Annotated in this window: 23 protein-coding genes; 7 read left to right on the top strand and 16 right to left on the bottom strand. The window is 60.7% G+C overall.

Translation table 11 applies throughout. The features are described 5' to 3' along the window. Positions 1 to 180: 180 nt before the first annotated feature. From AGR2A_RS23210 to AGR2A_RS23200, 3 genes are all read left to right on the top strand, one after another. Positions 181 to 1,380, top strand: a complete 1,200-nt coding sequence (locus AGR2A_RS23210) for a hypothetical protein (RefSeq protein WP_072493032.1) — start codon at positions 181 to 183, stop codon at positions 1,378 to 1,380. Positions 1,381 to 1,486: 106 nt separating this feature from the next. After that, positions 1,487 to 2,128: a DUF1007 family protein gene (locus AGR2A_RS23205; protein WP_004445173.1), complete on the top strand. Its 642-nt coding sequence runs from the start codon at positions 1,487 to 1,489 to the stop codon at positions 2,126 to 2,128. Continuing rightward, complete coding sequence (locus AGR2A_RS23200; RefSeq protein ID WP_004445176.1) at positions 2,122 to 3,171, top strand: nickel/cobalt transporter; 1,050 nt, start codon at positions 2,122 to 2,124, stop codon at positions 3,169 to 3,171. The genes AGR2A_RS23205 and AGR2A_RS23200 overlap by 7 nt, the downstream gene beginning before the upstream one ends. On the opposite strand, the gene AGR2A_RS23195 is transcribed toward AGR2A_RS23200, so the two are convergent. The 4 genes from AGR2A_RS23195 to AGR2A_RS23180 all read right to left on the bottom strand — a co-directional run bounded on the left by AGR2A_RS23195 (position 3,162) and on the right by AGR2A_RS23180 (position 5,855). Continuing rightward, positions 3,162 to 3,410, bottom strand: a complete 249-nt coding sequence (locus AGR2A_RS23195) for a hypothetical protein (RefSeq protein ID WP_006700244.1) — start codon at positions 3,408 to 3,410, stop codon at positions 3,162 to 3,164. The genes AGR2A_RS23200 and AGR2A_RS23195 overlap by 10 nt on opposite strands. Further along, positions 3,397 to 4,089: a GNAT family N-acetyltransferase gene (locus tag AGR2A_RS23190; RefSeq protein WP_072493033.1), complete on the bottom strand. Its 693-nt coding sequence runs from the start codon at positions 4,087 to 4,089 to the stop codon at positions 3,397 to 3,399. Before AGR2A_RS23190 ends, AGR2A_RS23195 begins: the two co-directional genes overlap by 14 nt. 323 nt (positions 4,090 to 4,412) lie before the next feature. Then, entirely contained in the window at positions 4,413 to 5,108 is a 696-nt protein-coding gene (locus AGR2A_RS23185; protein ID WP_072528502.1) for a tellurite resistance TerB family protein, read from the bottom strand. A gap of 108 nt (positions 5,109 to 5,216) precedes the next feature. Next, complete coding sequence (locus tag AGR2A_RS23180) at positions 5,217 to 5,855, bottom strand: 2-dehydro-3-deoxy-phosphogluconate aldolase (RefSeq protein WP_072493036.1); 639 nt, start codon at positions 5,853 to 5,855, stop codon at positions 5,217 to 5,219. 171 nt (positions 5,856 to 6,026) lie between these two features. Here AGR2A_RS23180 and AGR2A_RS23175 point away from each other — a divergent pair, with 171 nt between their 5' ends. From AGR2A_RS23175 to AGR2A_RS23165, 3 genes are all read left to right on the top strand, one after another. Then, positions 6,027 to 6,515 carry a CYTH domain-containing protein gene (locus AGR2A_RS23175; protein ID WP_004445188.1) on the top strand — a complete coding sequence of 163 codons (489 nt, stop codon included), beginning with the start codon at positions 6,027 to 6,029 and terminating at the stop codon, positions 6,513 to 6,515. Continuing rightward, the gene (locus AGR2A_RS23170; RefSeq protein WP_072493037.1) at positions 6,499 to 7,407 is read left to right on the top strand and encodes a CHAD domain-containing protein; all 909 of its coding nucleotides are present in this window, start codon (positions 6,499 to 6,501) and stop codon (positions 7,405 to 7,407) included. Before AGR2A_RS23175 ends, AGR2A_RS23170 begins: the two co-directional genes overlap by 17 nt. Before the next feature lie 291 nt (positions 7,408 to 7,698). Continuing rightward, the gene (locus tag AGR2A_RS23165) at positions 7,699 to 8,643 is read left to right on the top strand and encodes a rhodanese-related sulfurtransferase (RefSeq protein ID WP_004445192.1); all 945 of its coding nucleotides are present in this window, start codon (positions 7,699 to 7,701) and stop codon (positions 8,641 to 8,643) included. Between the two features lie 102 nt (positions 8,644 to 8,745). Here the strand turns inward: AGR2A_RS23165 and AGR2A_RS23160 are convergent, their stop codons facing one another. The 6 genes from AGR2A_RS23160 to AGR2A_RS23135 form a co-directional block, all read right to left on the bottom strand. Next, a complete protein-coding gene (locus tag AGR2A_RS23160; RefSeq protein WP_034496788.1) occupies positions 8,746 to 10,989 on the bottom strand; it encodes a bifunctional diguanylate cyclase/phosphodiesterase in 2,244 nt (747 codons plus the stop codon). Between the two features lie 195 nt (positions 10,990 to 11,184). Beyond that, complete coding sequence (locus AGR2A_RS23155) at positions 11,185 to 11,964, bottom strand: MetQ/NlpA family ABC transporter substrate-binding protein (RefSeq protein ID WP_006699526.1); 780 nt, start codon at positions 11,962 to 11,964, stop codon at positions 11,185 to 11,187. A 33-nt stretch (positions 11,965 to 11,997) separates the two neighbouring features. Next, positions 11,998 to 12,666, bottom strand: a complete 669-nt coding sequence (locus tag AGR2A_RS23150) for a methionine ABC transporter permease (protein WP_006699527.1) — start codon at positions 12,664 to 12,666, stop codon at positions 11,998 to 12,000. Further along, positions 12,656 to 13,696, bottom strand: coding sequence for a methionine ABC transporter ATP-binding protein (locus tag AGR2A_RS23145; RefSeq protein WP_072493038.1), 1,041 nt, complete (start codon positions 13,694 to 13,696; stop codon positions 12,656 to 12,658). Before AGR2A_RS23145 ends, AGR2A_RS23150 begins: the two co-directional genes overlap by 11 nt. Before the next feature lie 367 nt (positions 13,697 to 14,063). Continuing rightward, on the bottom strand, positions 14,064 to 14,693 hold the full coding sequence (locus tag AGR2A_RS23140) for an NAD(P)H-dependent oxidoreductase (protein WP_004445205.1): 630 nt from the start codon (positions 14,691 to 14,693) through the stop codon (positions 14,064 to 14,066). 292 nt (positions 14,694 to 14,985) lie between these two features. Next, positions 14,986 to 16,365: a GH1 family beta-glucosidase gene (locus tag AGR2A_RS23135; protein WP_072493039.1), complete on the bottom strand. Its 1,380-nt coding sequence runs from the start codon at positions 16,363 to 16,365 to the stop codon at positions 14,986 to 14,988. Positions 16,366 to 16,988: 623 nt separating this feature from the next. Here AGR2A_RS23135 and AGR2A_RS23130 point away from each other — a divergent pair. Then, positions 16,989 to 18,071, top strand: a complete 1,083-nt coding sequence (locus AGR2A_RS23130) for an IS5 family transposase (protein WP_167378241.1) — start codon at positions 16,989 to 16,991, stop codon at positions 18,069 to 18,071. A 253-nt stretch (positions 18,072 to 18,324) separates the two neighbouring features. Here AGR2A_RS23130 and xylA read toward each other — a convergent pair whose 3' ends face one another. The 6 genes from xylA to AGR2A_RS23095 form a co-directional block, all read right to left on the bottom strand. Beyond that, the gene (gene xylA, locus AGR2A_RS23125) at positions 18,325 to 19,635 is read right to left on the bottom strand and encodes a xylose isomerase (protein WP_004445208.1); all 1,311 of its coding nucleotides are present in this window, start codon (positions 19,633 to 19,635) and stop codon (positions 18,325 to 18,327) included. Positions 19,636 to 19,876: 241 nt separating this feature from the next. Beyond that, entirely contained in the window at positions 19,877 to 21,331 is a 1,455-nt protein-coding gene (gene xylB / locus AGR2A_RS23115) for a xylulokinase (RefSeq protein ID WP_072493040.1), read from the bottom strand. 103 nt (positions 21,332 to 21,434) lie between these two features. Further along, on the bottom strand, positions 21,435 to 22,457 hold the full coding sequence (locus AGR2A_RS23110; RefSeq protein ID WP_072493041.1) for a LacI family DNA-binding transcriptional regulator: 1,023 nt from the start codon (positions 22,455 to 22,457) through the stop codon (positions 21,435 to 21,437). 116 nt (positions 22,458 to 22,573) lie between these two features. Next, the gene (locus tag AGR2A_RS23105) at positions 22,574 to 23,224 is read right to left on the bottom strand and encodes a pyridoxamine 5'-phosphate oxidase family protein (RefSeq protein WP_072493042.1); all 651 of its coding nucleotides are present in this window, start codon (positions 23,222 to 23,224) and stop codon (positions 22,574 to 22,576) included. 246 nt (positions 23,225 to 23,470) lie between these two features. Then, positions 23,471 to 25,054, bottom strand: coding sequence for a DHA2 family efflux MFS transporter permease subunit (locus tag AGR2A_RS23100; RefSeq protein ID WP_080823382.1), 1,584 nt, complete (start codon positions 25,052 to 25,054; stop codon positions 23,471 to 23,473). Between the two features lie 34 nt (positions 25,055 to 25,088). Next, positions 25,089 to 26,300, bottom strand: coding sequence for an HlyD family secretion protein (locus AGR2A_RS23095; RefSeq protein WP_072493044.1), 1,212 nt, complete (start codon positions 26,298 to 26,300; stop codon positions 25,089 to 25,091). Between the last annotated feature and the right edge of the window lie 44 nt (positions 26,301 to 26,344).

Genomic DNA, 26,344 nt, shown 5'->3' with positions numbered 1-26,344 from the left:
AGCAAAGGCTAATATTACAATAAACGATTAACACTAATACTGGCGATTTTAATCAAATACTACATATCTCGCCTCCGCCCGTTCGCTCCTTTTCCTAACAGTATCGGCAGGCGTCTTTGGCGGAGACAGTAAAACCGGGCAGGAAACTTTATTAACCATCCAAATATAAGATATTGCTTAATTAGCGACCGGAGATGCAAATGCGGCTGGGGGGGATATATCGCGCTTGTTCTCGGGCTTGCCTGCGCCTGCCGCGGGTGGGCGGGAGAAAAGGCCGATGAGCACACCATCATCTACAAATCCGGCATCTCCTATGACAGAAATTATTTCGCCGACACCAATCGGCTGAGCGCCATTTCGCTGCGCGCTGGCTTCGGGCTCACGGGCAAGATCGCGCTTGAAGGGGCGGAACTGCGTTACTCGCTCGAGCAGGAAGAGGTTCGCCTTCCCCGTTACCGTTTTGCCAATGAGCATAACACCATCGCGTCGCTGGGTTTGACCAGACGCTTTTCCGAAAAGCTGGAATGGGCTCTTGAGTTGCGTGGCACCCGCAGCGATGCCGGCGATATTTTCCTGCACCTGCCGGAAGAAAATATCGGTTACAGGCAGCTGGATCACAAGCTTGAAGCCTCCTCCCAGCTTGGCATCCTCGCCCTTGGCGGCAAGAACAAGCTGACGGCCAGCCTTGCCAGCCTGATGAAAGGCGAGGCGCGATTCCGCCCGGCCTATTTCATCCCCACGCGTCTGGAGGCCAATGAGGCGCTCCTGTCGCTGAAGGCGGAACATGAACGGCCACTCGCCGGCGGTGAGGCTGGCATCACGATCGCCTATGACCGCATTCTCGTGCCGGAAGGGCAGCAGGAAAAATATGAGCGGTTTCCGGCCCATACGCTGCGCGGCTCGCTTGCTTACGGCTACAGGTTCTCGAACCGTCTCGCAGTGCTTGCCGAAGCTGGGCTGACCTCCATTTCCGGAGACGAGATCAGCGACAAGGTGAAGCGCACCCGGCCTTATCTCCGGGCGGAAGCCGAGCTGAAGGCCACGGACCGCATCGCCTTCGGCGTGGGCTTCTCGCAGGATTATGCCCTGTTCGATCCCGACGACCCGATCGCCGAATTTCATCGTCGCTGGCAGTTCGTCGTGAAAAGCAGGCTGGCCGAGAAGGTCGGCCTGGACCTCGCGCTGCAGCAGGTCCACAAGGACTGGATCTATTACAATTACGATACCAGCGAGCGCCGGCTGGTCGCCACCCTCTCTTTCGATACCGGCAAGAACAGCAAGCTGGAGGTGGAGTTCAACCGCCTGCTGCATGACGAGCGCGATACTGACCTTGCCTATGATGGCTCGAGCGTCACCTCGCGTTTCAGCGGCACCTTCTGAACTCCGTCTCAACCTGCGCGAAGGTTCGGACGCATCGGGTCGAAATTCGGTCCCAATTTCTGCTAGAGTCACACCTTCCAGATTCGACGGCAGGACAGACCGGATAATGTACAGACGATTTTTGCTTCTCGCGGCCGGCCTCGCCTGCATCCCCGTCGCCGCCTCCGCCCATCCGCATATCTTTGCCGAAGCCCGGATGGAAATCGTCGAGGGACCGAACCGGACCATCCAGGAAGTGCGCAACATCTGGCGTTTCGACGAGATGTTCTCAGCAAGCGTTGTGATGGATTACGACAAGAACAGCGATCTGAAACTCGACAAGGACGAGCTGGCCGAAATCGGCAACACCGTGCTGGAATCGCTGGCCGAATATTCCTACTACACCTTCATCACCGCTGACGGGAAACCGGTGGAGTTCGGTAAACCCGACGCCATTCATGTGGATTACAAGGACCAGCAGATTCTGATGTTCTTTTCCGTGAAACCGCTCAAACCTCTGGCGGTGAAGGGCAGGCTCAGCTTTGGCGCGTGGGATCCGACGATGTACACGGCGATCGATTTCGCCAAGGACGGCGATATCGCCACCGAGGGCAAGGATTTGAAGGCCTGCAAGCAGCATGTGGTGCGCCCTGATCCGGACGAGGTGATCTCCCAGAACCAGAATACGCTCACCGATGCCTTTTTCAACGATCCCACCGGTACAGACATGACCAAGCTCTTTGCCACGCGGCTGGAGGTCACATGCTGAGCCGCCGGGTCGGCCTGCTTGCCGTCGTCATCGGCTTCATTGCCGTGGCCGGCGCGGCCCATGCGCAATCGCCGCTCGGCATAGGCTCGGCCGAACCGTCCTTTTCCGTCGGCGGGCCTTTCGCCCCGTTGATGCAGTGGATCAACGTGCACCAGCAGATGTTCTACCGGGCGCTGACCGGCGCGCTGAAGGCGATGCGCGAGGACAGCTGGGCGCTCGGTTCGCTGATCGGCCTCTCCTTTGCTTATGGCGTGTTCCATGCGGCCGGTCCCGGCCACGGTAAGGCGGTCATCTCCTCCTACATGATCGCCAATGAAACGCAGCTGAGACGTGGCATCGTCATCTCTTTCGTCTCGGCGCTCATTCAGGGCGCTGTCGCGATCGGCCTTGTCGGCGCGGCCTGGCTGGTGCTGCGCGGCACCTCAATTACCATGACGAAAGCGACACAGGCGATGGAAATCGCGAGTTTCGCCATGGTCGCCCTGTTCGGCGCATGGCTGCTGGTGCGAAAACTCTGGTCGCTGCGCATCCGGCGCGAGCCGGCCACCGTTTTCGCTGTGGCGGGTGAGGCACCGGCAGCAAGAACCACCGGCATGGGCACGGGGCTGCGGTTTCAGGGCAAACCGGTTTTTGCAGATCACGCCCATGACGGCTCGGGCGACCTCTGCACCGCCTGCGGCAAATCCCATGCGCCCGATCCGATGCTGCTGAGGGCAAAGAACTTCAGTCTTCACGAGGCATGGTCAGCCATCATCGCTGTAGGGCTCAGGCCTTGCTCGGGGGCTATCATCGTCATGAGCTTCGCGCTTTTGAACGGGCTTTATCTTGGCGGTGTGCTCTCCGTCCTTGCCATGTCGCTCGGCACCGCCATCACGGTCTCGGTCCTCGCCATCATGGCGGTCTCCGCCAAGGGTCTGGCCGTGCGTTTCGCCGGCCCCGGCAGCCGCAGGGCGGCCGGCATCAGCCACGCGATCGAAATCGCCGGTGCGCTCTTCGTCTTGCTGATGGGCCTGATGCTGCTCGGCGCGTCGCTTCAGTTCTGATCGTTATGGCGGCGCTGGTAACGCGCCCGCAGCCAGAACAGCAGGAAAAAACAGAGCACCGCCACCGTGCCGAAGGCGGCCGCCAGCCAGGGCGAATAATCCCCGAGCCACAACATGATTTTAGGCATGATGAAGAATATCAGCCCGAAGCCGAGGATGATGAGCACCGCGGCAATGGCAGGCGACCAATCCTTCCTGGCGGTTGGCGTCTCGGACTTTGGCTTTTCAGGCGTTGGCATGGGCAAGCTCCGCGCGAATATCCTCAAGCTTGCGCTTCTGCGTGCCGTCAGCTGTAAAATTGTCCGGTGAAAGCCAGGCCTCGAAGGCCCTGCCGATCAGTGGCCATTCGCCGTCGATCATGGAAAACCACGCCGTATCGCGATTTTGCCCCTTCGAGATCATATGCTGGCGGAAGACGCCTTCGAAGGTGAAGCCATAACGCTTCGCCGTCGTCTTGGAGGGCTCGTTTTCGTTGTGGCATTTCCACTCGTAACGGCGATACCCCAGGTCCTCGAACACATGCTTTGCCATAAGGTAATGCGCCTCGGTGGCAAGCGGGGAACGTTTCATCTTCGCCCCATGGGCGACGGAGCCGACTTCTACCACGCCATTGGCGGGATCGGGCCGCATGTAACTCGCCATGCCGACGATTTCGCCCGTTGTGTTTTCGACAAAGACCAGCGTCACCCAGTTAAGCTTTTCACCAGCGCCAACAAGCCAGTCACCAAAGGCATCCGCATCGGGAAAGGCGCTTTGCGGGAAATATCTGAGCAGCGCATTGGTGCCCTCGCCGCCAAGCGCAGCCCAGAGTTTTTCCAGATGTTTGTCGCGATCGAACGGTTCCGCCGTTACATAACGGCCTTTCAGCACCACCGGCTGCGGCGCCGGACATCCCTTGAATTCTCTCAGATCGCGCATTCTCTTCCCCATTTGCTGGGAGAAGGATTAGGGCAAGCCGGGCGGGATGACAACAGTGGATGTGGGGGTGGGATGCGGTGATCTCGGCGGGGCGCTTATCATCCTCGGTGGGCGTGGCTCACCCCCCCCTTCTGCCCTGCCGGGCATCTCCCCCTCAAGGGGGGAGATCAGCGGGAGGCCCTACCGCCGCTTCAATCGCAAATGTCGAAAGAGGTGAGATGTAGCCGCTTGTCGATCTCCCCCCTTGAGGGGGAGATGCCCGGCAGGGCAGAAGGGGGGTGAGCCACACGCTCAAACCTTCACGCCCAAGCCCAAACGCCAACCTACACCTTCGCCGCCACCACCGTCGCCTCGATGTGATCCACCAGCGCATCCGGCAACCCAAGCCGCCCGGCAAGAAGATCGAGATACCCCCGCTCCGCCCGCGTATCGGCCTCGATGGCAAGCCGCGAGGCGGTATAAAGCTCCACCTTCTGCTCTTCCGTGCGGGCAGCGGCCACCAGCGCGTCGATGTCGAGCGGATCGGCCAGTTCCTTTTCGAGGAAACGCTCGGCTTCGCTATCGAGGCCGGAAACCTGCACCTTGTCCATGATATTGGCGCGCTCTTTCTCATCGATATGCCCGTCCGCCTTGGCCGCCGCAATCATGGCCTGGATGAGCTTCAGCGCGAAATCATTGGAAAGTGCCGGCGACTGCGGATGGAAAGCGGAATCGGCGGGCGGAGCGAGAAGTTCCGGCTCTGGTTTCGGCGCGGCTTCCGGCGCCTGTCCTGACTTGTAATTCTTGTAGGCGAGGTAACCGAGGCCAGCGATGGCGGCGACACCGCCGATGGTGGCGACGTTGCCGGCGAGCTTGCGGCCGGTTTTGGTGCCCAGGATTACGGCGGCGAGAGCACCGGCCTTGAGGGGATTGTTCTTGGCGATATCGGCGGCCTGCCCGGCTCTGTCACGGACGCTTCCCGAAAGGCCCGGCACCTGCGAGCCGAGGAATTGTTCAAGAAGCTTCTTGGCGTCGAACATCAAAATCTCCTGTAGAGGTCAAATCTACAGGGGAGATAGGAAGCCGTAGGCCGATTATAAATGTCAAACCCGCTCACGCCTTCGTGAACGGGTTTGACAGGAGATAAATCAGCCGCGCAGCGCAGCAGCTTCGGCGGCAAGCTTGGTGATGCCCGCCCAGTCACCCGTCGCCACCAGTTCGCGTGGGGCAACCCAGGAGCCGCCGACGCAGACGACGTTCGGCAGGGAGAGATAGTCGTTGGCGTTCTTGAGCGATACGCTGCCGGTCGGGCAGAAGACGGTGCCGGCGAGCGGCGAAGACAGCGCCTTTAGGTAAGGTGCGCCGCCAGCCTGTTCGGCCGGGAAGAACTTCAGCACCTTGTAACCCTCGTCGCGCAGCGCCATGACTTCGCTGGCAGTGGCGGCGCCCGGAAGCAGCGGCACCCTGGAGCTGCGCGCGGCTTCCAGCACGCTCTTGTTGATGCCTGGGCTGACGATGAAGGTGGAACCGGCTTCGGCAGCCGCCTCGAAATCCTTCGCATTGAGAATGGTGCCGGCGCCGACATTGGCGCCTTCCACTTCCGCCGCAACAGCACGGATGGCGTCCAGCGCGGCCGGCGTGCGCATGGTGATCTCGATTGCCTTCAGACCGCCAGCGACCAAAGCACGCGCAAGCGGCACGGCGGAGGCGGCGTCATCCACGATCAGCACCGGCACGACCGGCTGAAGTTTCAGGAGGGAGAGAAGTTTTTCGGAGTCCTGGGCCAAGATGAGCCTCCTTGCGCGATTGAAACGATTGAAATCCCGTTTACCGATTAGCCTGCCCCGGCTTTGATGTCGAGGCATGGCAAGGCCATTTTTTGCCCTGATACTTCAATCAATTCGCTTCTTCATCAAGCCGTCTTGCGATAGTCTGGCGCACCAGTTTGCGGAGACAGCATGGCCAAGGAAATCGAACGGAAGTTTCTTGTTGCAGGCGGTGAATGGCGCGATGAGGTAACGCATAGCATGGCTTTCCGGCAGGCCTATGTCGCCTCCATGGAAAATCGTTCGGTCAGGGTGAGGATCGTCGACGGGCGTGACGCGACACTCACAATCAAGATCGGCGCAAGCGCCCTCGTCCGCGACGAATATGAATATCCCATCCCGCTGGAAGATGCCGAGGAACTGATGGCCAGCGCGCCCGGCGTGGTGATCGAGAAGACGCGGCACACGGTTGATCACGGCGGCTTCACCTGGGAGATCGATGTTTTCGAAGGCCGATATAAGGGGCTTATCGTGGCGGAAGTGGAGATGGATGACGAAAATGCCGATCCGGATCTTCCTCCCTGGCTCGGCAGGGAGGTAACGGGCGACAGGCGCTTTTCCAACCAGTCCCTCGCCACGGACGACCAGAGCGGAGACCTGTCGGATGCCTTTCAGAATTGATCCGAAAAAGCCCTTTGACGATGAAATCCGCCGCGCCGGCCTGGAATTGATCGAAGACACGGTCACCATCCTGCGTGACCGTCCGTCCGGCCCGCACGAGGCCGTGCACGATGTGCGCAAGCGCTTCAAGCGGCTGCGGGCCCTCTACCGCCTCATCCGAAAGGCGGCGCCGGATTTTAGCCGAGAGGAAAATGCCCGCTTCCGGGATATTGCCCGTTCGCTCGCCTTCGCCCGTGATGCGACGGCATTGGTGGAAACGGCGGAATATCTGGAGGCTTTCGCGCTCTCCGATACACAGGGTGAGGCGCTGCGGTCCATCACGGCGATGCTGCGCGCGCGTCGGGATCATGCGGTGAAATACGAGGCCGCTCTCGACGAGGCGATTTCTGCGGCCATCACCGGCTGCGAGGCGGGACGTGAACGGCTGAAGACGCTATCGCTGCCGGATGAGCTCAAGGACAGCGCCCGGCTGCTGAGGACAAGCTGGGCGCGGCAGAGGAAACGGGCGCGACAGGCGCTGGCCGATTGCCACGAGCAGGCCGATGTCGAGCATTTCCATGAGTTGCGCAAGGCCGGCCAGACCTACTGGATGCATCTTGGTCTGATGAGGCGTATCTGGCCGTCCGCCATGCGCGCCAAGCGCGCCGATACCAAGCGACTGGTCGACATTCTCGGCCACGAACACGATCTCTCGGTTCTCGCCGCCGTGGCCGACCGCGAGCCCGACCGCTTTGGCAACGGCGAACGGCTGGCGCTGCTGCTCGACGCCATCATCGAAAGGCAGCAGGCGCTGCGTGCCGAAGGCCTTGAACTGGCAGATGAGGTCTTTTCCGAATCTGCCAGCACGGAAAGCCGCATCGTCGGCCTGCTGTGGCGGCAGGCGGCGAAGTAGGCCAAACGCCACTTTCGGCGCTCGCTCACCTCCGTCATTCCGGCCTTGAGCCGGAATCCAGCCAGCCCAAGGACTTGGGCTGAAAAGACTTGTCCCGCCGCGCAGACGCGCGTCGGCTGGATTCCGGCTCAAGGCCGGAATGACGGAGGCGGCATTGCGACATCCCGTTGCCTGCACACGGCAGCAGGAATGACAGGAAGCCCACAAATCCTCCCGATTGACGATTTTCAAAATACCCGAACCCACCGATAAATATTGCTTTGCGGCCGCCGTCGCTGTATTTCACCGGCCATGACCGACACGACCATTCTCCCCCGCCCGGAAGTCTCTGGCGATTTCCTTGTGGCCGCGCTTTATCATTTCGCCCGCCTGCCGCGGTTCGAGAGCCTGCGTGAGCCATTGTTCGAGCTCTGCCAGAAGAACGGCGTCAAGGGCACGCTGCTGCTGGCCGCCGAGGGCATCAACGGCACGATCGCCGGCCCGGATGCAGGCGTTCACGCCGTGCTTTCCTTCCTGCGCGCACAGCCGGAATTTTCGGCATTGGAGCACAAGGAAAGCCGCGCCTCGCACATGCCTTTCGTGCGGCTGAAGGTGAAGCTCAAGAAAGAGATCGTCACGATGGGCGTGCCTGATATCGATCCGAACCGGATCGTCGGCACCTATGTCGACCCGCGCGATTGGAACGAATTGATCTCCGACCCGGACACGATCGTCATCGATACCCGCAACGATTACGAAACCGCCATCGGCGTCTTCAAGGGTGCAGTTGATCCGAAGACGAAAACCTTCCGCGAGTTTCCGGACTGGGTGAAGAACAATCCCGGCCTGCACAACAAGCCGAAGATCGCCATGTATTGCACCGGCGGCATCCGCTGCGAAAAGGCCACGGCCTTCATGAAGGAGCAGGGCTTCGACGAGGTCTATCACCTCAAGGGCGGCATCCTGAAATATCTGGAAGAAGTGCCGGAAGAAGAAAGCCTGTGGGAGGGCGCCTGCTTCGTTTTCGACGAGCGTGTGTCGGTGGTGCATGGCCTGGCCGAAGGCGACCACCAGCTGTGCCACGCCTGCCGCAACCCGATCACCCCGGAAGTGCGCCTGTCACCCAAGTTCGAGGAAGGCGTCTCCTGCCCGAGCTGCTACGATGAGCGCAGCGAAGAAGACCGCCAGCGCTTCCGCGACCGGCAACAGCAGATCGACCTGGCAAAGAAGCGCGGCGAGCGGCATCTGGGGCGGTAAGCCCAGGTAGCTATAGGACTGTATCTAAATTTGGATAGAGCGGCGCCGCGTGTTTCTTCTCCCCGCCGGGGAGAAGAAACGAGAAGCGGCACGTCGAGAACCTCACGCCCCCGCCCGCAGCGCAAAGAGCGGCGCATCCTGCCCGTCCAGCATGGCGGTGATCTCTTCCGCCGCGACCGGTTTTGAGAACAGGTAACCCTGCAATTCGTCGCAGCCGCACAGATGCAGTATGGCCGCCTGCTCTTCCGTTTCCACGCCTTCGGCCGTGACCGGAATGTCGAGGGATTTCGCCAGCGCCACGGTCGCCTGCAGCATTTCCAGCGAGCGGCCTCCCTTGTCGAGCGCCATGATGAGCGAACGGTCGATCTTCATCCTGTCGAAGCCGAAGCGACGCAGATAGCCGACGCTGGCAAAGCCGGCGCCGAAATCGTCGAGCGCGATATGCAGGCCGAGCTGTTTCAGCTTGTCTATTGCCGCACTTGCCCGCTCCGGGTGCTGGATGAAATAACCTTCCGTCATTTCCAGCCGCAGCCTTTCCGGCGGCGTCTTCGTTGCATCCAGAATATCCGCGACATGGCCGGAAAAGGCCGGATTGCGGAACTGCACGGGTGAAATATTGACCGACAGTTTGATGGACGGCCATTGCTGTGCTGTCTCGCAGGCCTTGCGCAGCACCAGCAGGCCGAGCCGGTCGATGAGACCGCTCGTCTCGGCAGCGGCGATGAATATGTCGGGCGGGACGAAGCCATATCCCGGCCTTTGCCAGCGGGCCAGCGCCTCCACCCCGGTAATGCAGCGCGTGGCGGCGCTGACGACCGGCTGATAAACCACCTGTATCTCGTCGTTCAAAATGGCGGAGCGAAGATCGGCCTCGAGCTGCAGTTTTTCCTCGCGCAGCGCATCCATTTTCAATTCGTAGGACACGTAACGACCGCGGCCGTTTTCCTTGGCCTGATACATGGCCATATCCGCGCGGCGCAGCAATTCCTCACCATTGATGTCCCCCGCCCGCGAGATCGACGTGCCGATGCTGCAGCCTATACTTGCCACACGCTCGCCTATGCTGAAGGGTTCGGTGAAGAGTTCCAGCAGTGACATACAGAGCTTGCGGCCTTCCACCCACACGTCGTCGCCCTGAATGGCGATGGCGAATTCGTCGCCGCCGAGCCGCGCCAGAACCGCGCCTTCCGGCACCAGCACCCTGAGCGCCGCCGCCACGCCCTTGATGAGCCGGTCACCCGCCGCGTGGCCGTAGGAATCGTTGATTTCCTTGAAGCCGTCGAGATCGAGATAAAGCAGCTTGATATCCGTCTTGTCGTGGCTTGCCCTGGCGACCATGCGGTCCAGCCTCGCGAAGAGACCGGCGCGATTATTGAGGCCGCTCAGCCGATCGCGCAGAGCTTCTTCCCGCGCCGCCGCCTCATCCGCCTTCAGACGATCGAGCGTGGCCGAACCGATAATGAGCAGCACCAGAAAGAACGTGCCGGCGATACCGAGCGCGGTAAAGACGACCGGCCGCGCCTCATGAAAACTGACATCTCCGGGCAGGTGCGACCGCCAGACGAGCCGTGCCAGCACCTGCCCCAGCGGATTGACGATATCCACGTGGTTGGCGGCCGTTCCCTCGCCATATTGCAGCTCCAGGCCCTCGATCACGTAGTTGCGGGCGAGTTTGTGGACCGTCGCCTGGGTGAGATGACGGGCAAAAACCAGATAGCGCCGCTCCGCGCCGACCGGCGGCAGCGCTCCCGATTTGAGCCGCACCAGCGCAACACCGGCAGCGGCGATACCATCCCCGGTTTTGACGAAACCCGTGACCTGCGAGGTGACGCCGGGACGCATGGACCGCACCCGTTCGATCATTTCCGGAAGGCCGGCGGCGAAATAGGTGCCGGGCACCCATTTCGCCGGCTTGCCATTCTGATAAGCCATACGGACCTTGTCATCCTCGTCGATGATAACGGCAGTATCGAAAAGATCGTTATTGGCCGTCATGTCGCCGTAATTGCTGGCCACCCAGTCGAAGCGATCAGGAGCATAGACATATTCGGCGGCATCGTCCCAGGCGGCGTAATCGTTGAGCGTCGCACCAAGCTGTTCGCGAAAAGTGACGAGAGCTCCCGCCGTCGTCTCGCGTGAACGGGCACTGTCGAGCAGATTGGCCTTTTCCCGGACCTGACTGAGAGCGGAGAGGACGAGCGCCGTAACGATGAGAAGCACCAGCGCGAAGGTGGACAGCACAACGCCGACGGCGGTTCTGCGCCCGACCGGCAAATAGTCCCCAATGTTGCGCGGCGCAATCCGCATAAAATCCCCTTCGAAAGCATCATCTTGCGAAGGAAACATTCAAAAGCCGTTAAGCCGCGCCGTAACACCGACCCAAAAAACAACGGGTACAAAACGACAGTCCGACCGGAAATCTGAAAAATCCTTTCTGAAAGAACGGAAGTTTTTCAGGAAAAGTGGATTTGCGCCCGTCCGTAAAACAAAAAACCTCCCCCGCGCGCGGGAGAGGTCATCATTTTCATCGTGATGGAGCGATTACCAGGACGGGATAACCGTGCCGTTATACTTCTCCAGAATGAAGGCCTTCACTTCCGGGCTGTGGTAGGATTCCACCAGCGTCTTCACCCAGGGCTTGTCCTTGTCCTGCGTGCGAACGGCGATGACGTTCGCGTAAGGGGACTTTTCGCTTTCGATGGCGATGGAGTCCTTCTTCGGGTTCAGGCCGGCTGCCGTGGCATAGTTGGTGTTGATGACCGAAGCGTCGGTATCGTCAAGCGAGCGCGGCAGCTGTGCGGCGTCGAGTTCGACGATCTGGATGTTCTTCGGGTTTTCGGTGATGTCGGCAGGCGTTACCTTGAGGCCAGCTTCTTCCTTGACCTTGATCAGGCCCTTGGAAGCAAGAACCAGAAGGGCGCGGCCGCCATTGGTGGGATCGTTCGGAATACCGACCGTCGCGCCATCCTTCAGCTCGTCAAGGCTCTTCACCTTCTTCGAATAAACGCCCATCGGGGTGGTGATGGTGGTGCCGACGCTGACGAGATCGAACTTGCGGTCAGCGATCTGGTTGTCGAGGTACGGCTGGTGCTGGAAGGAGTTGGCCTGCAGCTCGCCGTCGTTCAGCGCCTGGTTCGGCACGACATAATCGGAGAACTCGACGATATCGATATCGAGGCCCTTGGCGGCCGCGATCTTCTTCACCTGTTCCATGATCTGCGCGTGTTCGGCGGGGGTGACGCCGATCTTGATCGTCTCGGCCAGCGCCTGACCGGCGGTGAAGAGAGCGGCGAGCGATGCCGCGAGGATGAGTTTCTTCATGGGTGTCTCCTTGGGTTGTTATTATGAACGCAGTTAATTCTTCCGTGTACGCTTGTCGAAGCTGCGCGCCAGCCGGTCGCCGGCGCTCTGCACCAGCTGCACTAGCACGATCAGCACCAGAACCACGGCCAGCATCACGTCTGGCATGAAGCGCTGGTAACCGTAGCGGATGCCGAGATCGCCCAGCCCGCCGCCGCCGACCGCACCGACCATGGCCGAATAACCGATGAGGCTGACCAGCGTGAGCGTGAGCGCCAGCGTGATGCCGGGCTTGGCCTCAGCCAGCAGAACCTTGGTGACGATCTGCAGCGGGGTCGCGCCCATGGCGCGGGCAGCCTCGATCAGACCCTTGTCCACCTCGCGGATCGCCGCTTCCACCAGCCTGGCGATGAAAGGCACGGTCGCGACCGTCAGCGGTACGATGGCGGCACTGGTGCCGATCGACGTGCCCGCCACGAGACGGGTGAAGGGGATGATCGCCACGACAAGAATGATGAAGGGCGTGGAGCGCGCCGCATTCACGATGAGGCCGAGGATGCGGTTGGTCATGGGCGCGGGAAACAGTTCGCCCTTGCCGCTGGTGGCGAGGAAAACGCCCATCGGCACGCCGATGATGGACCCAACGATGCCGGAAACAGCAACCATGTGAAGGGTTTGCAACAGCCCTTTCAGCAGAAGGTTGAAGATCATATCAGGCGACATAACCGAGCACCTCCGTGTGAAGACCGGTTTCAGCATAAAAGCGATCGGCGCGCGCCGTAACCTCAGCCGAGGCCGGATAGGAGACGACAAGCGAACCGAAGGGCTCGCCGGAAATTTCCTCGATGGTGCCGGCGAGGATGTTCACATCGGGGCCGATTTCGGCGACGAGACGGGCCGTCAGCGGCTGGAAGGCCGTTTCGCCGAAGAACACCAGACGCACCAGAACACGATCGCCTTCCGCTGCCTGCGGCTTGAGACCAGAGGTAACCCAGTGCGGCAGCTTCACGCCGACAGAGGACGACAGCAGGCTGCGGGTGGTCTCGTGTTTCGGCGCTGTGAAGATATCGAAGGTGGTGCCTTGCTCAACGATCACTCCCCTGTCGATGACGGCCACCTGCGACGCGATGGTCTTTACCACCTCCATCTCATGGGTGATGAGCAGCACGGTCAGACCGAGTTCGGCATTGATGCGCTTCAGCAGTTCGAGAATGGATTGTGTCGTTTCCGGATCGAGCGCAGACGTTGCTTCGTCGGAAAGCAGCAGCTTCGGCTGGGTGGCGAGCGCACGGGCAATGCCGACACGCTGCTTCTGGCCGCCGGAAAGTTCCGCCGGATAACGCTTTGCCTTATCGGACAGGCCAACAAGATCGAGCAGCGGCGCAACCCGGGTCTCGATATCCTTCTTGCCCATGCCTGATATTTCGAGCGGCAGCGCCACATTGTCGAACGCTGTGCGCGAGGACAGGAGATTGAAGTGCTGGAAGATCATGCCGACGGAACGACGCAGCGTGCGCAGGCTCTTTTCATCGAGCGCCGCAACATCGACGCCATCAACGATCACTCGACCGGTCGAAGGCTTTTCAAGGCCGTTGGCGAGGCGGATGAGCGTGGACTTGCCGGCACCGGAACGACCGATGATGCCGGTGATGGAGCCTTTCGGCACGGCGTAATCGATACCGGCTAGGGCTGCGAAGCCGGGCTTGCCGCCCGTGCCGCCAAAGGTCTTGGTCACGCCTTCGAACGTGACCATCGGCTCCTTTGCCGCCCCTTCAGGGACCGCCTGTTCTTGGCGCGCGGGCGAGGCCGCACTGGATGGAAAACTCATTGTGAACTCTGGGAATGCGTGACGGATCGGGTCTCAAAAAATCCTGTTGCGGTGCTGAACCGCTCTCTTCATGCAGCCTTCGGGCACATTCGATAACAGCTGATTTTCCGGGTCATTTCGTCAGGCTTTCACTCAGAAATGCCGGGGATCGGCAATTCGATGGCGCATACTTGCCCGCACACGCCACCTTTTAACAGGGATGTTTTTTCAATTATCTGAAAAGAGAGGAAAAATCTACCGCAAAGCCGCGTGTGCAGCCCTGCGGCAGTCAAGATTTTGCGAGTACCTTGAATCAGACGCGGCTGACGAATTCTTCAGCGGGGCGGCGCACCTTCTTCAGGTTCACCAGCCAGTCGCCTTCCGGCTGGCGATAACCGAGCGGCAGGATGGTGACGGAGCGCAGGCCCTTCTCACGCAGGCCAAGGATTTCATCGAGCTTGGCAGGATCGAAACCTTCCATCGGAGTGGAATCCACACCCTCAAAGGCGGCCTGCGCCACAGCCATGCCGAAACCGATATAGGCCTGACGGGCGGCGTGCTCGAAATTCACCTGCTGATCGCGCTGCGGATAGGTGTTAAGCAGCATCTGGCGATAGGCTTCCCAGCCTTCATTCTTGATGCCGCGCTCTTCATTGACCAGATCGAACATATGGTTGATCCGCTCTTCGGTGTAATTATCCCACGCCGCAAAGACCAGCAGATGCGAGCCTTCGGTCACCTGCGCCTGGTTCCAGGCAATCTCGCGGATTTTGGCGCGCACTTCCGGATCGGTGACGACGATGACTTCAAAGGGCTGAAGACCGCTGGAGGTGGGCGCCAGCCGCGCTGCCTCGACAATGCGCTCGACCTTGTCTTCGGACACCGTCTTGGAAGGGTCCATTTTCTTGGTGGCATAACGCCAGTTAAGTTTTTCGATAAGCATGTTCGTTTTCCCTGGGAGGACCAGCCCGCCCTGCCCCTTGACGGCAGGATGGGCGCTACGCTTCGTAGCCCGTCTCACATAGGAGCCGGGACGGCAGGCGCAAGCAGGCACCGTGGGGTAACCGACAAAAAAGTTTGGAAAACTGATAATAAGGGGAGAGAACTTTTTGGCGTGCCCGCGATACATCCTCTCGACGTCATCCTCGGCCCTGTGCCGAGGATCTAATCACATTGAATAAAATCAGTAGGTTGCAGATCCTCGGGACAAGCCCGAGGATGACGTTGGAGAGGTTTCACCCCTTCACCACCCCGTGGTTCCCCTTCGGAAAATCCGAAGCCAGCGCGCTGTACCACTTCCCGCTGTTCTTCAGCGTGCGCACCTGCGTGTCATAATCCACATGGACGAGGCCGAAACGCATGCGGTATCCCTCGGCCCATTCGAAATTATCCATCAGGCTCCAGGCGAAATAACCGCGCATCGGGTAACCATCGCGGATGAGATCGGCGACGATGCCGAGATGTTCGGCGTAATAATCGAGACGCGGCTGGTCATTCACCTCGCCGTTTTCGACGCCCATATTGTAGCAGGCGCCGTTTTCGGTGATGTAGCACTCCGGCAGATCGTAACGCCTGTAGAGCGTCTCAACCAACGACTTCAGCGCCGGAGCGTAAACCTCCCAGCCGATATCGGTCGTCACATCGCTGACCGCCGGTGCGGGCATAGTCACGGGGAATTCCGCGCCCGGTGTCGCGTCGTCGGCAACGCGCATCGGCGTGTAATAATTCAGGCCCCACCAGTCGAGCTTCTGGCTGATGATGCCGAGGTCTTCCGCCTCCACGACGGGCATACGATCACCCAGCGCCTCCATCATCTCGGCGGGATATTCGCCTTTGAAGACCGGGTCAAAGAACGCGCCATTGTGGAACTGGAAGGCCCGCTCGGCCGCCTTCAGATCAGCCTCGCCATCGGAAGCGGGAATGACGGAATGGGCGTTCAATACCAGCCCCACCGGCACTTTCGGCGCGACGTGGCGGGAAGCTTCCACGCCGAAACCGTGGGCGAGGTTGATATGGTGCATGGCGGCAAGCGCGGCCTCCATGTTGCGCTCGCCCGGCGCGTGGACGCCGTAGAGATGGCTGAGCCACACCGCGCACCATGGTTCGTTGAAGGTCGCCACCGCATCCAGCCGGTCGCCGAGGCGGGCCATGACGGTCTTGGCGTAACGCTGGAAGGCATGTGCCGTGGAGCGGGAAGACCAGCCGCCATCTCCCATCAGGGTCAGCGGCAGATCCCAATGGTACAGCGTCGCATAGGTCTTGATCCCGCGTGCCTTGCAGCCATCAACGAGACGGTCGTAGAAATCCAGACCCTTCTCGTTGATCGGCCCGAAACCATCGGGAATGATGCGCGGCCAGGCGATCGAGAAACGATAGGCCTCCACCCCCATCTCCTCGATGAGATCGAGGTCTTCCTCCCAGCGATTGTAATGATCGCAGGCGATATCGCCATTGTGACGCCCGAAGACATGGCCCGGCATATTGCAGAAGGCATCCCAGATGGAGGGCTTGCGGCCATCCGCCTTGGTGGAACCTTCGATCTGGAACGAGGCAGTTGCGACGCCAAACAGGAAATCGCCGGGGAAACGGGCTGCGAGCGTTTTGGGATCGGTCATTGGAGAGTCCATCGGATGTGAAAAGATCAGCAGCGGTTTAGACCATGTCGCCTGCGAGGTACAGTCGGGCTCGGCGGAGTCTACAACGTTTCAGGATGCGCGGTGAACAGGCCCAAAGCGCTTTGCATGCGAAAACGTCACCGCAGCGCGTAGCGGCGGCATGGGAGGCAGGCCCGGTGAATGCGTGTGGAATGGGTAGTGGTGTAAGTATTTGCATGCACCGGGCCGCATTATGAAGACCATAATCACGGCCTCTCGCTTACAGCCTTTTCACGACATCTATCCGATCAGCCCTTCCCGCCTCTGGCCGTGCGGGACGCCTCTCCGAAACACGGTCTACCAGAACCATGCTTGTCGATGCCGGCAACCGGTTCGCAAAAGGCGCCGCGCGTATCGCCCTTCCGTTCCGGTTGCGGGAGGAATGATGCAGCCAACGGAGGCAATGGGGATGGGAGAGGAAGAATTTTTTCGGAAGTGACTGAAAAGGATGGAGGGGTGGCGCAGAGTTGTCCGCTTCTTCTGGAGCAGAACGGAGAGCGGGCCCCTCAACCGGCCCTTCGGGCCACCTTCTCCCCGGCGGGACCCGTTGCAAAATTCCGTGGTTGTGATTCACTCGGTCGAGGATGGCGGGCGAGGTTACGATGTCGGTGCGAGACAACAGGCAGTTCAGTTTCGTTGAGGCTCTGATGCCGCAGGCGAAGGGTTCCGGTCGGCTGGAGCGCTTGTCGGGCGTTGTGAAGTGGTATCGGTTCGAAAAGCTTCTGTCGCGTCTTCGTGATGAGAAGAGCGCCGGTCGCCCGGCCTATGAACCGCTGGTGATGTTCAAGGCCCTGCTGTTGCAGTCACTCTATGGGCTTTCCGACATGGAGCTCGAGGAGGCGCTTGGCGACCGGCTGTCGTTCAAGCGTTTCGTCGGCCTGACGCTTGAGGAGGCCGTTCCGGATCATTCCACGCTTTGCCGTTTCCGTAACCTTTTGATTGGCGAAGGTCTGCTGGAGAGGTTGTTTGGAGAACTCGACCGGCAGCTCGATGCCGCGGGCCTGATCCTGCGGCGCGGCACGATGCTGGATGCGACGATCATCGAAACGACGGCGTCGCGGCCACCCAGGGGGCGCAATGGTGACTTCGATGCGGCCGCTGGATTTGCAGATGGGCGCAAACCGGAAGAGCCGGATCATTATGGTGCTGCCGGGAGCGATGAGCGGACAATCGATCCGGATGCCCGCTTTGTCCGGCATAAGGGCAAGCACGGCTCGGCCTATGGCTACAAGGCGCATGTCGGTGTCGATGAAGGGTCTGGCCTGATCCGCAGAATTATCACCACGCCTGCCAATGTGAACGATACGGTCGTCGCCGATCGGCTGATCGTCGGCGACGAGGCCTGCGTTCTGGCAGATGGGGCGTATCATACCCATGCGCGGGAGAAAGCCTTGAAGGCGAAAGGCATCAAGCCGCGGCTGATGCGCCGTCCGAACCGGCATCACCGCGTTCTGTCGCCGCGGCTTGCCCGGCTTAACCTGTTGATATCGAAACGGCGGGCAGCCGTCGAAACGACGTTCGCCACACTCAAGAACCGCATGGGGCTTGACGTGATCCGCTACCGTGGGCTGATCAAGGCCAGGGCGCAGGTGCTACTGGCAGCCATGGCCTTCAACATGCGCCGCTGGGTGACTTTGACAACACCTGCAAGGCCCCACTGCGCCTGAAAAACCACCGAAAACATCCCCAACCCACCCAAAACTCGCCAAAGACAGAGGCGGGACGGGAAATCACGGCTGAAAATCTCCCGAAAGGGTCCCGTGATGAATTTTGCAACGGGTCCCGGCGGGGAGAAGAGATATGCCGGGCCCGCCGCGTTTGGCAAGGAGCGTGAAGCTTGTTCTTTCCCCCGCCGGGGCGAAGTGCCGGAGCGCAGCGGGGCGATGAGGGGGCAACGTTGCCGTCACCCCCTCCATCACGTCAAACGTAACGATTGACCACGTTTTCGAGATATTCCTGGCGGCCAGACTTCGGCTCAGGATTGATATCCTCGCGCTCGACCAATGCCGCGATCTCGTCGAGCTTCAGCTCGCCGCGCAGCATCTTCTGGGCTTCCGGCGAATCCCACTTGGCGTAGCGCTCCTTGAGCGGCTTCGAAAGCGCACCGTCCTCGATCATCTTCGCCGCCGCCTTGAGGCCACGGGCGCAGCAATCCATGCCACCGATATGGCCGATCAGCAGGTCCTGCGGATCGAGCGACTGGCGACGCAGCTTGGAATCGAAGTTCGTACCGCCATTCTTGAAGCCGCCGCCGGCGAGAACATGGTAATAGGCGAGCGCCATTTCCGGCACGTTGTTGGGGAACTGGTCCGTATCCCAGCCGGACTGGTAATCGTTGCGGTTCATGTCGATGGAGCCGAAAATGCCGAAGGCGTTGGCCATGGCAAGCTCGTGCTCGAAAGAGTGGCCGGCGAGGATGGCGTGGCCCTGCTCGATATTGACCTTCACTTCCTTGTCGAGACCGTTCTTCTGCAGGAAGGCATAAACGGTGGCGACGTCATAGTCGTACTGGTGCTTGGTCGGCTCCTGCGGCTTCGGCTCGATCAGGATCGTGCCTTCAAAACCGATCTTGTATTTATATTCCACCACCAGATTGAGGAAGCGGCCAAGCTGGTCGAGCTCGCGCGACAGATCGGTGTTGAGCAGCGTTTCGTAGCCTTCGCGGCCGCCCCACAGAACGTAGTTCGCGCCGCCAAGCTTCTTGGTGGCGTCCATGCAGGTCTTGACCGTTGCGGCGGAGAAAGCGAAGACGTCAGGATCGGGATTGGTCGCGGCACCCGACATGAAGCGGCGGTTGGAGAAGAGGTTGGCCGTGCCCCAAAGGAGCTTCACGCCGGTATCGGCCTGCTTCTGCGCAAAATAATCAACGATCTCGTTGAGGTTCTTGGTGTTTTCCGCGAAGTTCTTGCCTTCCGGCCGTACGTCGGCATCATGGAAGCAGTAGAACGGCGAACCGAGCAGCGAAAAGAATTCGAACGCCACGTCGGCCTTCAGTTTCGCGGCCTGCATGCTGTCTTCAAACCATGGACGCTCGAACGTCTGGCCGCCAAAGGGGTCACCGCCCGGCCAGGTAAAAGTGTGCCAGTAGGCCACCGCAAAACGCAGATGGTCTTCCATGCGCTTGCCCGCGACGATTTCATCAGGGTTGTAGTGGCGGAAGGCCAGCGGATTGGTGCTGTCGGGGCCTTCGTATTTGATCTTGGCGATATCGCCGAAGAAGCCTGTGCTCATTGGGTGGTTCCTCCTTGGTGGGTCTAGATGGTGTTCTGAAATTTCAGGGTTGGCGTTTGCCGCTCACCCCCCTCTGTCCTGCCGGACATCTCCCCCTCAAGGGGGGAGATCGACTCGTGGTTAGGTGTCCACCTCTTGCGAGGTTGAAGATGAAGCGAAGTGTCCGCCGCTTGCCGATCTCCCCCCTTGAGGGGGAGATGCCCGGCAGGGCAGAGGGGGGTGAAGCCGCACCCTCAACACCTCAATGCGATAGCCCCCTAATCGCCGGATAAACCGCGTGATACCGCCGGTAAGCCTCCTCATAGGCACCGGCCAGATCGGCCACCGGCTCAATCGTCCGCGCCGTCTCCGGCTGCGAGCACACCGCCACCGGATCAGCTCCGGTTGCAGCAATCAGGCCGAGACGCGCAGCACCGAAGGCCGCACCGAAATCGCCCTCGGCGGGAATATCCACTGGCACACCAAGCGAGGTGGCAATCGACGCCAGCCAATAGGCCGAACGCGAGCCGCCGCCGATGGCGGTGACACGAGAGATCGAGGTGCCGGCGGATTTCAGGGCTTCGAGATTGTCCCTGATCGCGAAGGTCACGCCCTCAAGCACGGCCTGCGTCAGCGCCTTGCGGTCGCTCTCATGCGAAAGGCCGATGAAGGAGCCGCGGATGGCAGCATCATTGTGCGGTGTGCGCTCGCCGGAAAGGTAGGGAGCGAAAGTGACGCCAGTCGGTGCAAGCAGCGTGTCGCCGAGTTCGCCGGTCAGATCGGCGGCGGATTGGCCTGTCAGCCGCGAATACCAGTTCAGCGCATCCGTGGCGGAGAGAATGACGCCCATCTGGTGCCAGGTATTGGGCAACGCGTGGCAGAAAGCATGAACTGCGCTTTCCGGCTTCGGCAGATAAGAGGCATTGGCGGCAAAGAGCACACCAGAGGTTCCGAGCGACACGAAGGCATGACCTTCCTTCACCGTGCCCATGCCACAGGCCGAGGCGGCATTGTCGCCCGCTCCGCCGGCAACCACGGCCCGGCCGGAAATGCCCCATTCGGAGGCGAGCTCGGCGCGCAGAACGCCCGCCTCATCCGTGCCTTCCACCAGAGACGGCATGTGTTTTTCATCGAGCCCCGTCGCGGCAAGCAGGTCGGAAGACCATTTGCGAGCGCCGGTATCGAGCCAGGAGGTGCCGGCGGAGTCGGACATTTCCGAGATATACTCACCGGTCAGCCACAGCCGCAGATAATCCTTCGGCAGCAATACCTTGGCGACTTTTGCGAAGACTTCAGGTTCGTTCTTTGCCACCCAGGCGAGCTTCGGAGCGGTGAAGCCGGGGAAGACGATATTGCCGGTTATCTTGCGGAAGCGCGGATCAGCATCGAGTGCGGCTGCTTCGGCATGGGAGCGGGTGTCGTTCCAGAGAATGCAGGGGCGCAGCACCTTGCCATCGGCATCGACAAGTGTGGCGCCGTGCATCTGGCCGGAAAGGCCGATGCCCTTCACCGCGGCAAGCTCTTTCGGAAACTTCTGCTTCAGGCCGGCAACTGCGGTTTTCGTCGCGGCGATCCAGTCCGCCGGGTCCTGTTCCGACCAGCCATGATGCGGGCGCGAGACATCCAGCGAGCCGTTGGCCGAGCCGATGATTTTCTGATCGCCGTCCATCAGCAGGGCTTTGACGCCTGAAGTGCCAAGATCGAGACCGAGATACATATATTTCTCCATTCCGGCGCGCCATGCGCCAAAGTTCATGCGGTTTTTTAAAGTCGCCGCCAGAGGGAAAACCAGCGACCACTTTTCCTTCGGAAGAGTTTCTTCAGGGAAGATTGTCCCTGAGGAAGATATCGATACGAATACGTTCCTGCGCGGCGATGACGGGCAGGCCATCGGCGCGCGCCTTCAGGACGCGGATGGCGCTGCGCACCTCGTGACCCGCGTCCTGGTTGAGCACGGCATCCAGCAGCCCTTGCCGCAGCGCATTGGCGGTGGTTTCGGTGAGCTCATGGGCGATGACCGAAAGCGGTCTTTCGTCATCTACCGCTCCAAGCGCGCGGATGAGACCTCGATTACCGGCACCGAGACTGTAAATGCCGGCGAGGGTTGCATTGCCGAGCGCCTCGCACACCAGCGCCTCGACGGTCAGCGGATCGTCCCTGCCCTCCAGCACCGGCAGCAGCCGCGCCTGGGGAAACTCTGCCTCGATGACGGCGCGAAACCCTTCCAGACGCTCGCGATGGTCGCGCACCAGCATGGAGCCCGCGACAACGGCGACATCTCCGCCGCGCCCGGAAAGAAAACGTCCCATCAGGCTCGCCGCCGTGCGGCCGGCCGCGACGTTGTCCACACCTGCATAATGATCACGCCTCGAACCCGAGAGGTCCGACACCAGCGTCACCGTGGCGATGCCGTCTTCCGCCAGCCGGTCGGCGGCCTCCGCCACATCTTCGGAATCGGTGGCGACGAAGGCCACGCCGGATGGTTTTTCCCGCCGCGCAACTTCCAGAGCCTCAGTCAGAGCCGCAGCATTAAACGGCGGCACCTCGATGACGCGGATTGCCGTCCGCTCCAGATGCGAGCGGCTGGCCGCAGCCCGTACCTCGGCGCGCAGCGTCGCCATGAAGGAATTGTCGTTGCCGGGCAGGATGAAGATCATCGAGTAATTGCGCCCCTTGGCCAGATTGGCGGCGGCGATGTCGCGCACGTAACCCAGCTCGGCAATGGCGGCTTCCACCCGCGCCCGCGTTGCGGCATGCACGCCGGGACGCATGTTCAGCACCCGGTCTATGGTGGCGAGGCTGACGCCCGCCCGCTCGGCGATATCGTGAACTGTCGGCTTCATGGCTCCTCCCGCCTCCTGCATATCCAGCTTTGCCGCCGCCGTAAATCGAAAAATGATGTACGTACCTCATAATTTATCAAATGGCTGCGGAATATCAATCCCGGCATTGGCTGAGGCTAATAGAGGGTCCGGCGGTAGTCCTGCTCCAGCTGCTCATCCATCTTCCGCAGGTCATCCCCATTTGTCGGAGTGCGCGACGTTTCATCCAAGATGATCTTGATAAGCGAGGGCATTTCCGACCGGGACTGGTGATGCGCGGGATCCCACAGGTGGGAGCGCCGGAACGCCTTGGCGCAATGCATGAAGACCTCATCCACCTTCAAGACGATGGCAAGTTTGGGAATACGATCCGCAACGCTCATCAGCTTCAGTAGTTCTGGATCGTTGCTCAGTGTCGCTCGCCCGTTCACCCGCAGGGTGTCGTCGAAACCGGGCACGATAAACAAGAGACCGACAATGGGGTTGGCGATGATATTGCTGAGCGTATCAAGGCGATTGTTGCCCGGCCGGTCCGGGATCGCCAGCGTGCGCGCGTCGAGAACCCTTACAAAGCCCGGCGGATCGCCGCGGGGGCTGACATCGGCCTTTCCCTCAAGGTTTTGGGTGCCGATGCAGAGAAAGGGCGAACGCCGAATGAATTCCTGCGCATGTTCGCCGAGCCTGTCCTGACACTTCTGTAGCGCGAGGGCATGTGTCGGCTCGAACAGGCCGCGAAGCGACTGCTCATCCGTGATTGCGAAGTCTGGATTGAGTTCCAAGGCCGCCATGATCTCCCCCTCTGAACTGCCCTGCCCAAGGGGCCCAAATCCCGGTCAGCCGTCCTCCCGACCCCGTTTTCGCTCCATTTGCGCCTTTTTGAGGTACGTACCTCATAAATTGATATACATGGCTTGCCCGCTGCGATCAACAGTCGAAATCAGGCAACAGACGAAATCGGGATTTTGAGCGAATGTAAAAAAGGGGCCGTCATTTCCGACGGCCCCAGCTCTGCGGTGGATGGGAGGGGATTGTTATCAGTGCGCCGCGTCTGGTGGCGGCGTTGCCTTGGGTTTCTGGATCAGGATCGTCATGAAGATCAGGCTGGAAAACAGCAGCGTCAGCGCGAAGAACACATCGGCGAAGGCTAGAATCCATGCCTGCTGCGAGACCATGCCGACCATTTTCTTGACCGCGACGGATGCGCCGTCCAGCCCGTAGGAATCATAGTTGGCGCCGACACTGTTCAGCCATTCCAGCGCCTTGGGGTTGGAATAGCTGATATGTTCGGCCAGACGCACATAATGGTCGTCCGTGCGCTGCGACAGCATGGTGTTGATGACGGCAAGACCAACGGCCCCGCCGAGGTTACGCGTGAGGTTGAACAGACCGGACGCGTTGCGGATACGGGCGGGCGGCAGGGTGCCGAGCGCGATGTTGTTGATCGGCACCATGCACATCATCAGGCCGAAACCGCGCAGGATCTGCGGGATCAGCAGCTCGTAGAAATCCCAGTCGGTCGTCACATGCGTCATGATCCAGGTGCCGCAGCCGAAGCTGATGAAGCCGATGGCCATCATCGCCCGCGGATCGAGCTTGGTGGAGACCTTGCCGGCAATCGGCGCGGTGAAGAACATCGCAAGGCCGGACACGAACATGGTCTCGCCGATCATCAGCGCGTCATATCCCCTCACCCGGCCGAGATAGAGCGGGTAGAGATAGGTCAACCCGTAAAGCCCGATGCCCATGACGAAGGAGAACAGCGAGCCGATGGAGAAGTTGCGGTCCGCAAAGGCGCGGATATCAACCACGGGGAACTCCACCTTGAAGGCGCGCCAGAAAAAGACGACCGCGCCGATAACCATGGCGACCGTTCCCATGACGATGTGTTCGTCGTTAAACCAGTCCTTGTTGTTACCCTCTTCCAGCACATATTCCAGCGAGCCGAGGAAGACGGCCATGGAGATCAGCCCCCACCAGTCGAACTTCTTCCACAGTGACTTTTCCGGCTTGTCGAAATCGATCAGGCTCCATGTCAGGATGGTGACGATGATGCCGGGGATGATGTTGACGAGGAACAGCCAGTGCCAGGAAAAGGCGTTGGAAAGATAACCGCCGACCGTCGGGCCGATGGTGGGCGCGAGCGTGGCGACCAGACCGATGATCGGTGAGACGACCGACCGTTTCGACGGCGGGAAGATGGTGAAGGCGGCCGCAAAGACCGACGGGATCATGCCGCCGCCGATAAAGCCCTGGATCGCGCGGTAAACGATCATCTGGTCGATATTGGTGGCAGTGGCGCAAAGCGCGCTCGAGATGGTGAAGCCCGCAGCACAGGTGGCAAAGAGCACGCGCGTGGAGAGGATGCGCGCCAGCGTGCCCGACAGCGGGATCATAATGACCTCCGCGATCAGATAGGACGTCTGCACCCAGGCGATCTCATCCGAGCCGGCGCCGAGGCCGGCCTGGATTTCCGCAAGCGAGGCGGAAACGATCTGAATGTCGAGAATGGACATGAACATGCCGAAGACCATCGCGAAGAATGCGATGAGCCTGCGCCTGTCCATCGGAGGATCGGCGGGGATGGACGCCCCGCCCGTACCGACAACCGTAGCCGCCATGATCTTGCCCTCAACGGCGCGTCAAAGACGCGCCTTACTTGGCCTGCGGATTAGCTTGCGCCGTTCTGGTGGATTCCGGCGCCGTGCGGGTATCGACATCGACAACAACGCTGAGGCCCGCGCGCAGATTATGCTTTTCGAGGTCTTCCTTGGAGAAGACGATCCGAACCGGCACGCGCTGGATGACCTTGGTGAAATTGCCCGTCGCATTTTCCGGCGGCAGCATCGAGAAGACCGAGCCGGAACCCGGCGAGATCGACTGGACCGTGCCTTCGATCGTCGCGTCGTCAAAGGCGTCGACATGCACGCGCACCTTCGAACCGGGTACGACGCGGGCGAGCTGCGTTTCCTTGAAATTGGCGTCGATATAAAGCTCGTTCATCGGCACCAGCGAAGCCAGACGCTTGCCGACAGACACCAGATCGCCATTCTGTACCGCGAGATTGCCGATAACGCCGTCATAAGGCGCCTTCAGAACCGTGAAGGACAGATCGCGGGCCGCCTTGTCACGGGACAGCTGCAGCGAACGGATGGTGCTTTCCGCCTCCTGACGCTGGGCGCGCAGGAGCTCCACATTGGCCTTGGCCGAGGCGATGGCGGCATCGCCGGCGACGACATTCGCCTTGGCCTGATCGAGCGCGACCTGCGCATTATCGGACGCGGCAACCGTGCCGACATCCTTTGCCTGCAGTTGGCTTGCGCGCTTCTGGGTGATTTCCGCACCACGAAGGGCTGCATCCAGCGCGCCCTTCTGGGCAACGGCCTGCTCGAGCGCCGCTTCGCCGCCGATGATCTGCGCATCGATACGCTTCAGAGACAGTTCCTCGGTGCGGATCTGCGCTTCGGCCTGGTCAAGCGCGATACGATAATCGCCGTCGTCAAGCGTCACCAGCGGGTCGCCCGCCTTGACTTCCTGGTTCTCGACCACGTTCACCCTGGCGACGTAACCGGAAACCTTTGGCGCGATGACCGCGATGTCACCTTCGATATAGGCGTCGTCCGTCGACACCAGGAAGCGACCATCGATCCACCAGTTGTAACCGTACCAGCCAGCACCGGCCAGCAGTGCAATGGCAATGACAGGCAGAAGCTTCGAGCGCTTCTTCTGCTTTGGTGCCGGCGCTGCCTGCGGCTGCTGGGAAGGCGCCTCCGCCGGCTTTGCGGGAGAGGTCTCGGCCTTGGCGGAGATATCCGCCTCTTCCGCATCGTTGACGGCGCGAACCGCATTATTCTTCTGGGCCGACATGAGAGAGCTTACCGTGATAGATTGAAGAAAGTTTTTCGAACTGA

The organism is Agrobacterium genomosp. 2 str. CFBP 5494, from assembly GCF_900013495.1.
Taxonomy (GTDB): Bacteria; Pseudomonadota; Alphaproteobacteria; order Rhizobiales; family Rhizobiaceae; genus Agrobacterium; species Agrobacterium pusense.
This window is presented reverse-complemented; position numbering and strand designations above follow the sequence as displayed.

What these genes read in the sequence shown, in the direction of transcription:
- AGR2A_RS23150 (WP_006699527.1), bottom strand. Translation starts at nt 12,666, where the DNA reads ATGTCGCCTGATATGATCTTCAACCTTCTGCTGAAAGGGCTGTTGCAA.
- AGR2A_RS23165 (WP_004445192.1), top strand. Translation starts at nt 7,699, where the DNA reads ATGACCGACACGACCATTCTCCCCCGCCCGGAAGTCTCTGGCGATTTC.
- AGR2A_RS23200 (WP_004445176.1), top strand. Translation starts at nt 2,122, where the DNA reads ATGCTGAGCCGCCGGGTCGGCCTGCTTGCCGTCGTCATCGGCTTCATT.
- AGR2A_RS23140 (WP_004445205.1), bottom strand. Translation starts at nt 14,693, where the DNA reads ATGCTTATCGAAAAACTTAACTGGCGTTATGCCACCAAGAAAATGGAC.
- AGR2A_RS23130 (WP_167378241.1), top strand. Translation starts at nt 16,989, where the DNA reads ATGGCGGGCGAGGTTACGATGTCGGTGCGAGACAACAGGCAGTTCAGT.
- AGR2A_RS23170 (WP_072493037.1), top strand. Translation starts at nt 6,499, where the DNA reads ATGCCTTTCAGAATTGATCCGAAAAAGCCCTTTGACGATGAAATCCGC.
- AGR2A_RS23145 (WP_072493038.1), bottom strand. Translation starts at nt 13,696, where the DNA reads ATGGTCACGTTCGAAGGCGTGACCAAGACCTTTGGCGGCACGGGCGGC.
- AGR2A_RS23175 (WP_004445188.1), top strand. Translation starts at nt 6,027, where the DNA reads ATGGCCAAGGAAATCGAACGGAAGTTTCTTGTTGCAGGCGGTGAATGG.
- xylB (WP_072493040.1), bottom strand. Translation starts at nt 21,331, where the DNA reads ATGTATCTCGGTCTCGATCTTGGCACTTCAGGCGTCAAAGCCCTGCTG.
- AGR2A_RS23100 (WP_080823382.1), bottom strand. Translation starts at nt 25,054, where the DNA reads ATGGCGGCTACGGTTGTCGGTACGGGCGGGGCGTCCATCCCCGCCGAT.
- AGR2A_RS23135 (WP_072493039.1), bottom strand. Translation starts at nt 16,365, where the DNA reads ATGACCGATCCCAAAACGCTCGCAGCCCGTTTCCCCGGCGATTTCCTG.
- AGR2A_RS23195 (WP_006700244.1), bottom strand. Translation starts at nt 3,410, where the DNA reads ATGCCAACGCCTGAAAAGCCAAAGTCCGAGACGCCAACCGCCAGGAAG.
- AGR2A_RS23190 (WP_072493033.1), bottom strand. Translation starts at nt 4,089, where the DNA reads ATGCGCGATCTGAGAGAATTCAAGGGATGTCCGGCGCCGCAGCCGGTG.
- AGR2A_RS23160 (WP_034496788.1), bottom strand. Translation starts at nt 10,989, where the DNA reads ATGTTTCCTTCGCAAGATGATGCTTTCGAAGGGGATTTTATGCGGATT.
- xylA (WP_004445208.1), bottom strand. Translation starts at nt 19,635, where the DNA reads ATGAGCACAGGCTTCTTCGGCGATATCGCCAAGATCAAATACGAAGGC.
- AGR2A_RS23185 (WP_072528502.1), bottom strand. Translation starts at nt 5,108, where the DNA reads ATGTTCGACGCCAAGAAGCTTCTTGAACAATTCCTCGGCTCGCAGGTG.
- AGR2A_RS23105 (WP_072493042.1), bottom strand. Translation starts at nt 23,224, where the DNA reads ATGGCGGCCTTGGAACTCAATCCAGACTTCGCAATCACGGATGAGCAG.
- AGR2A_RS23110 (WP_072493041.1), bottom strand. Translation starts at nt 22,457, where the DNA reads ATGAAGCCGACAGTTCACGATATCGCCGAGCGGGCGGGCGTCAGCCTC.
- AGR2A_RS23205 (WP_004445173.1), top strand. Translation starts at nt 1,487, where the DNA reads ATGTACAGACGATTTTTGCTTCTCGCGGCCGGCCTCGCCTGCATCCCC.
- AGR2A_RS23155 (WP_006699526.1), bottom strand. Translation starts at nt 11,964, where the DNA reads ATGAAGAAACTCATCCTCGCGGCATCGCTCGCCGCTCTCTTCACCGCC.
- AGR2A_RS23095 (WP_072493044.1), bottom strand. Translation starts at nt 26,300, where the DNA reads ATGTCGGCCCAGAAGAATAATGCGGTTCGCGCCGTCAACGATGCGGAA.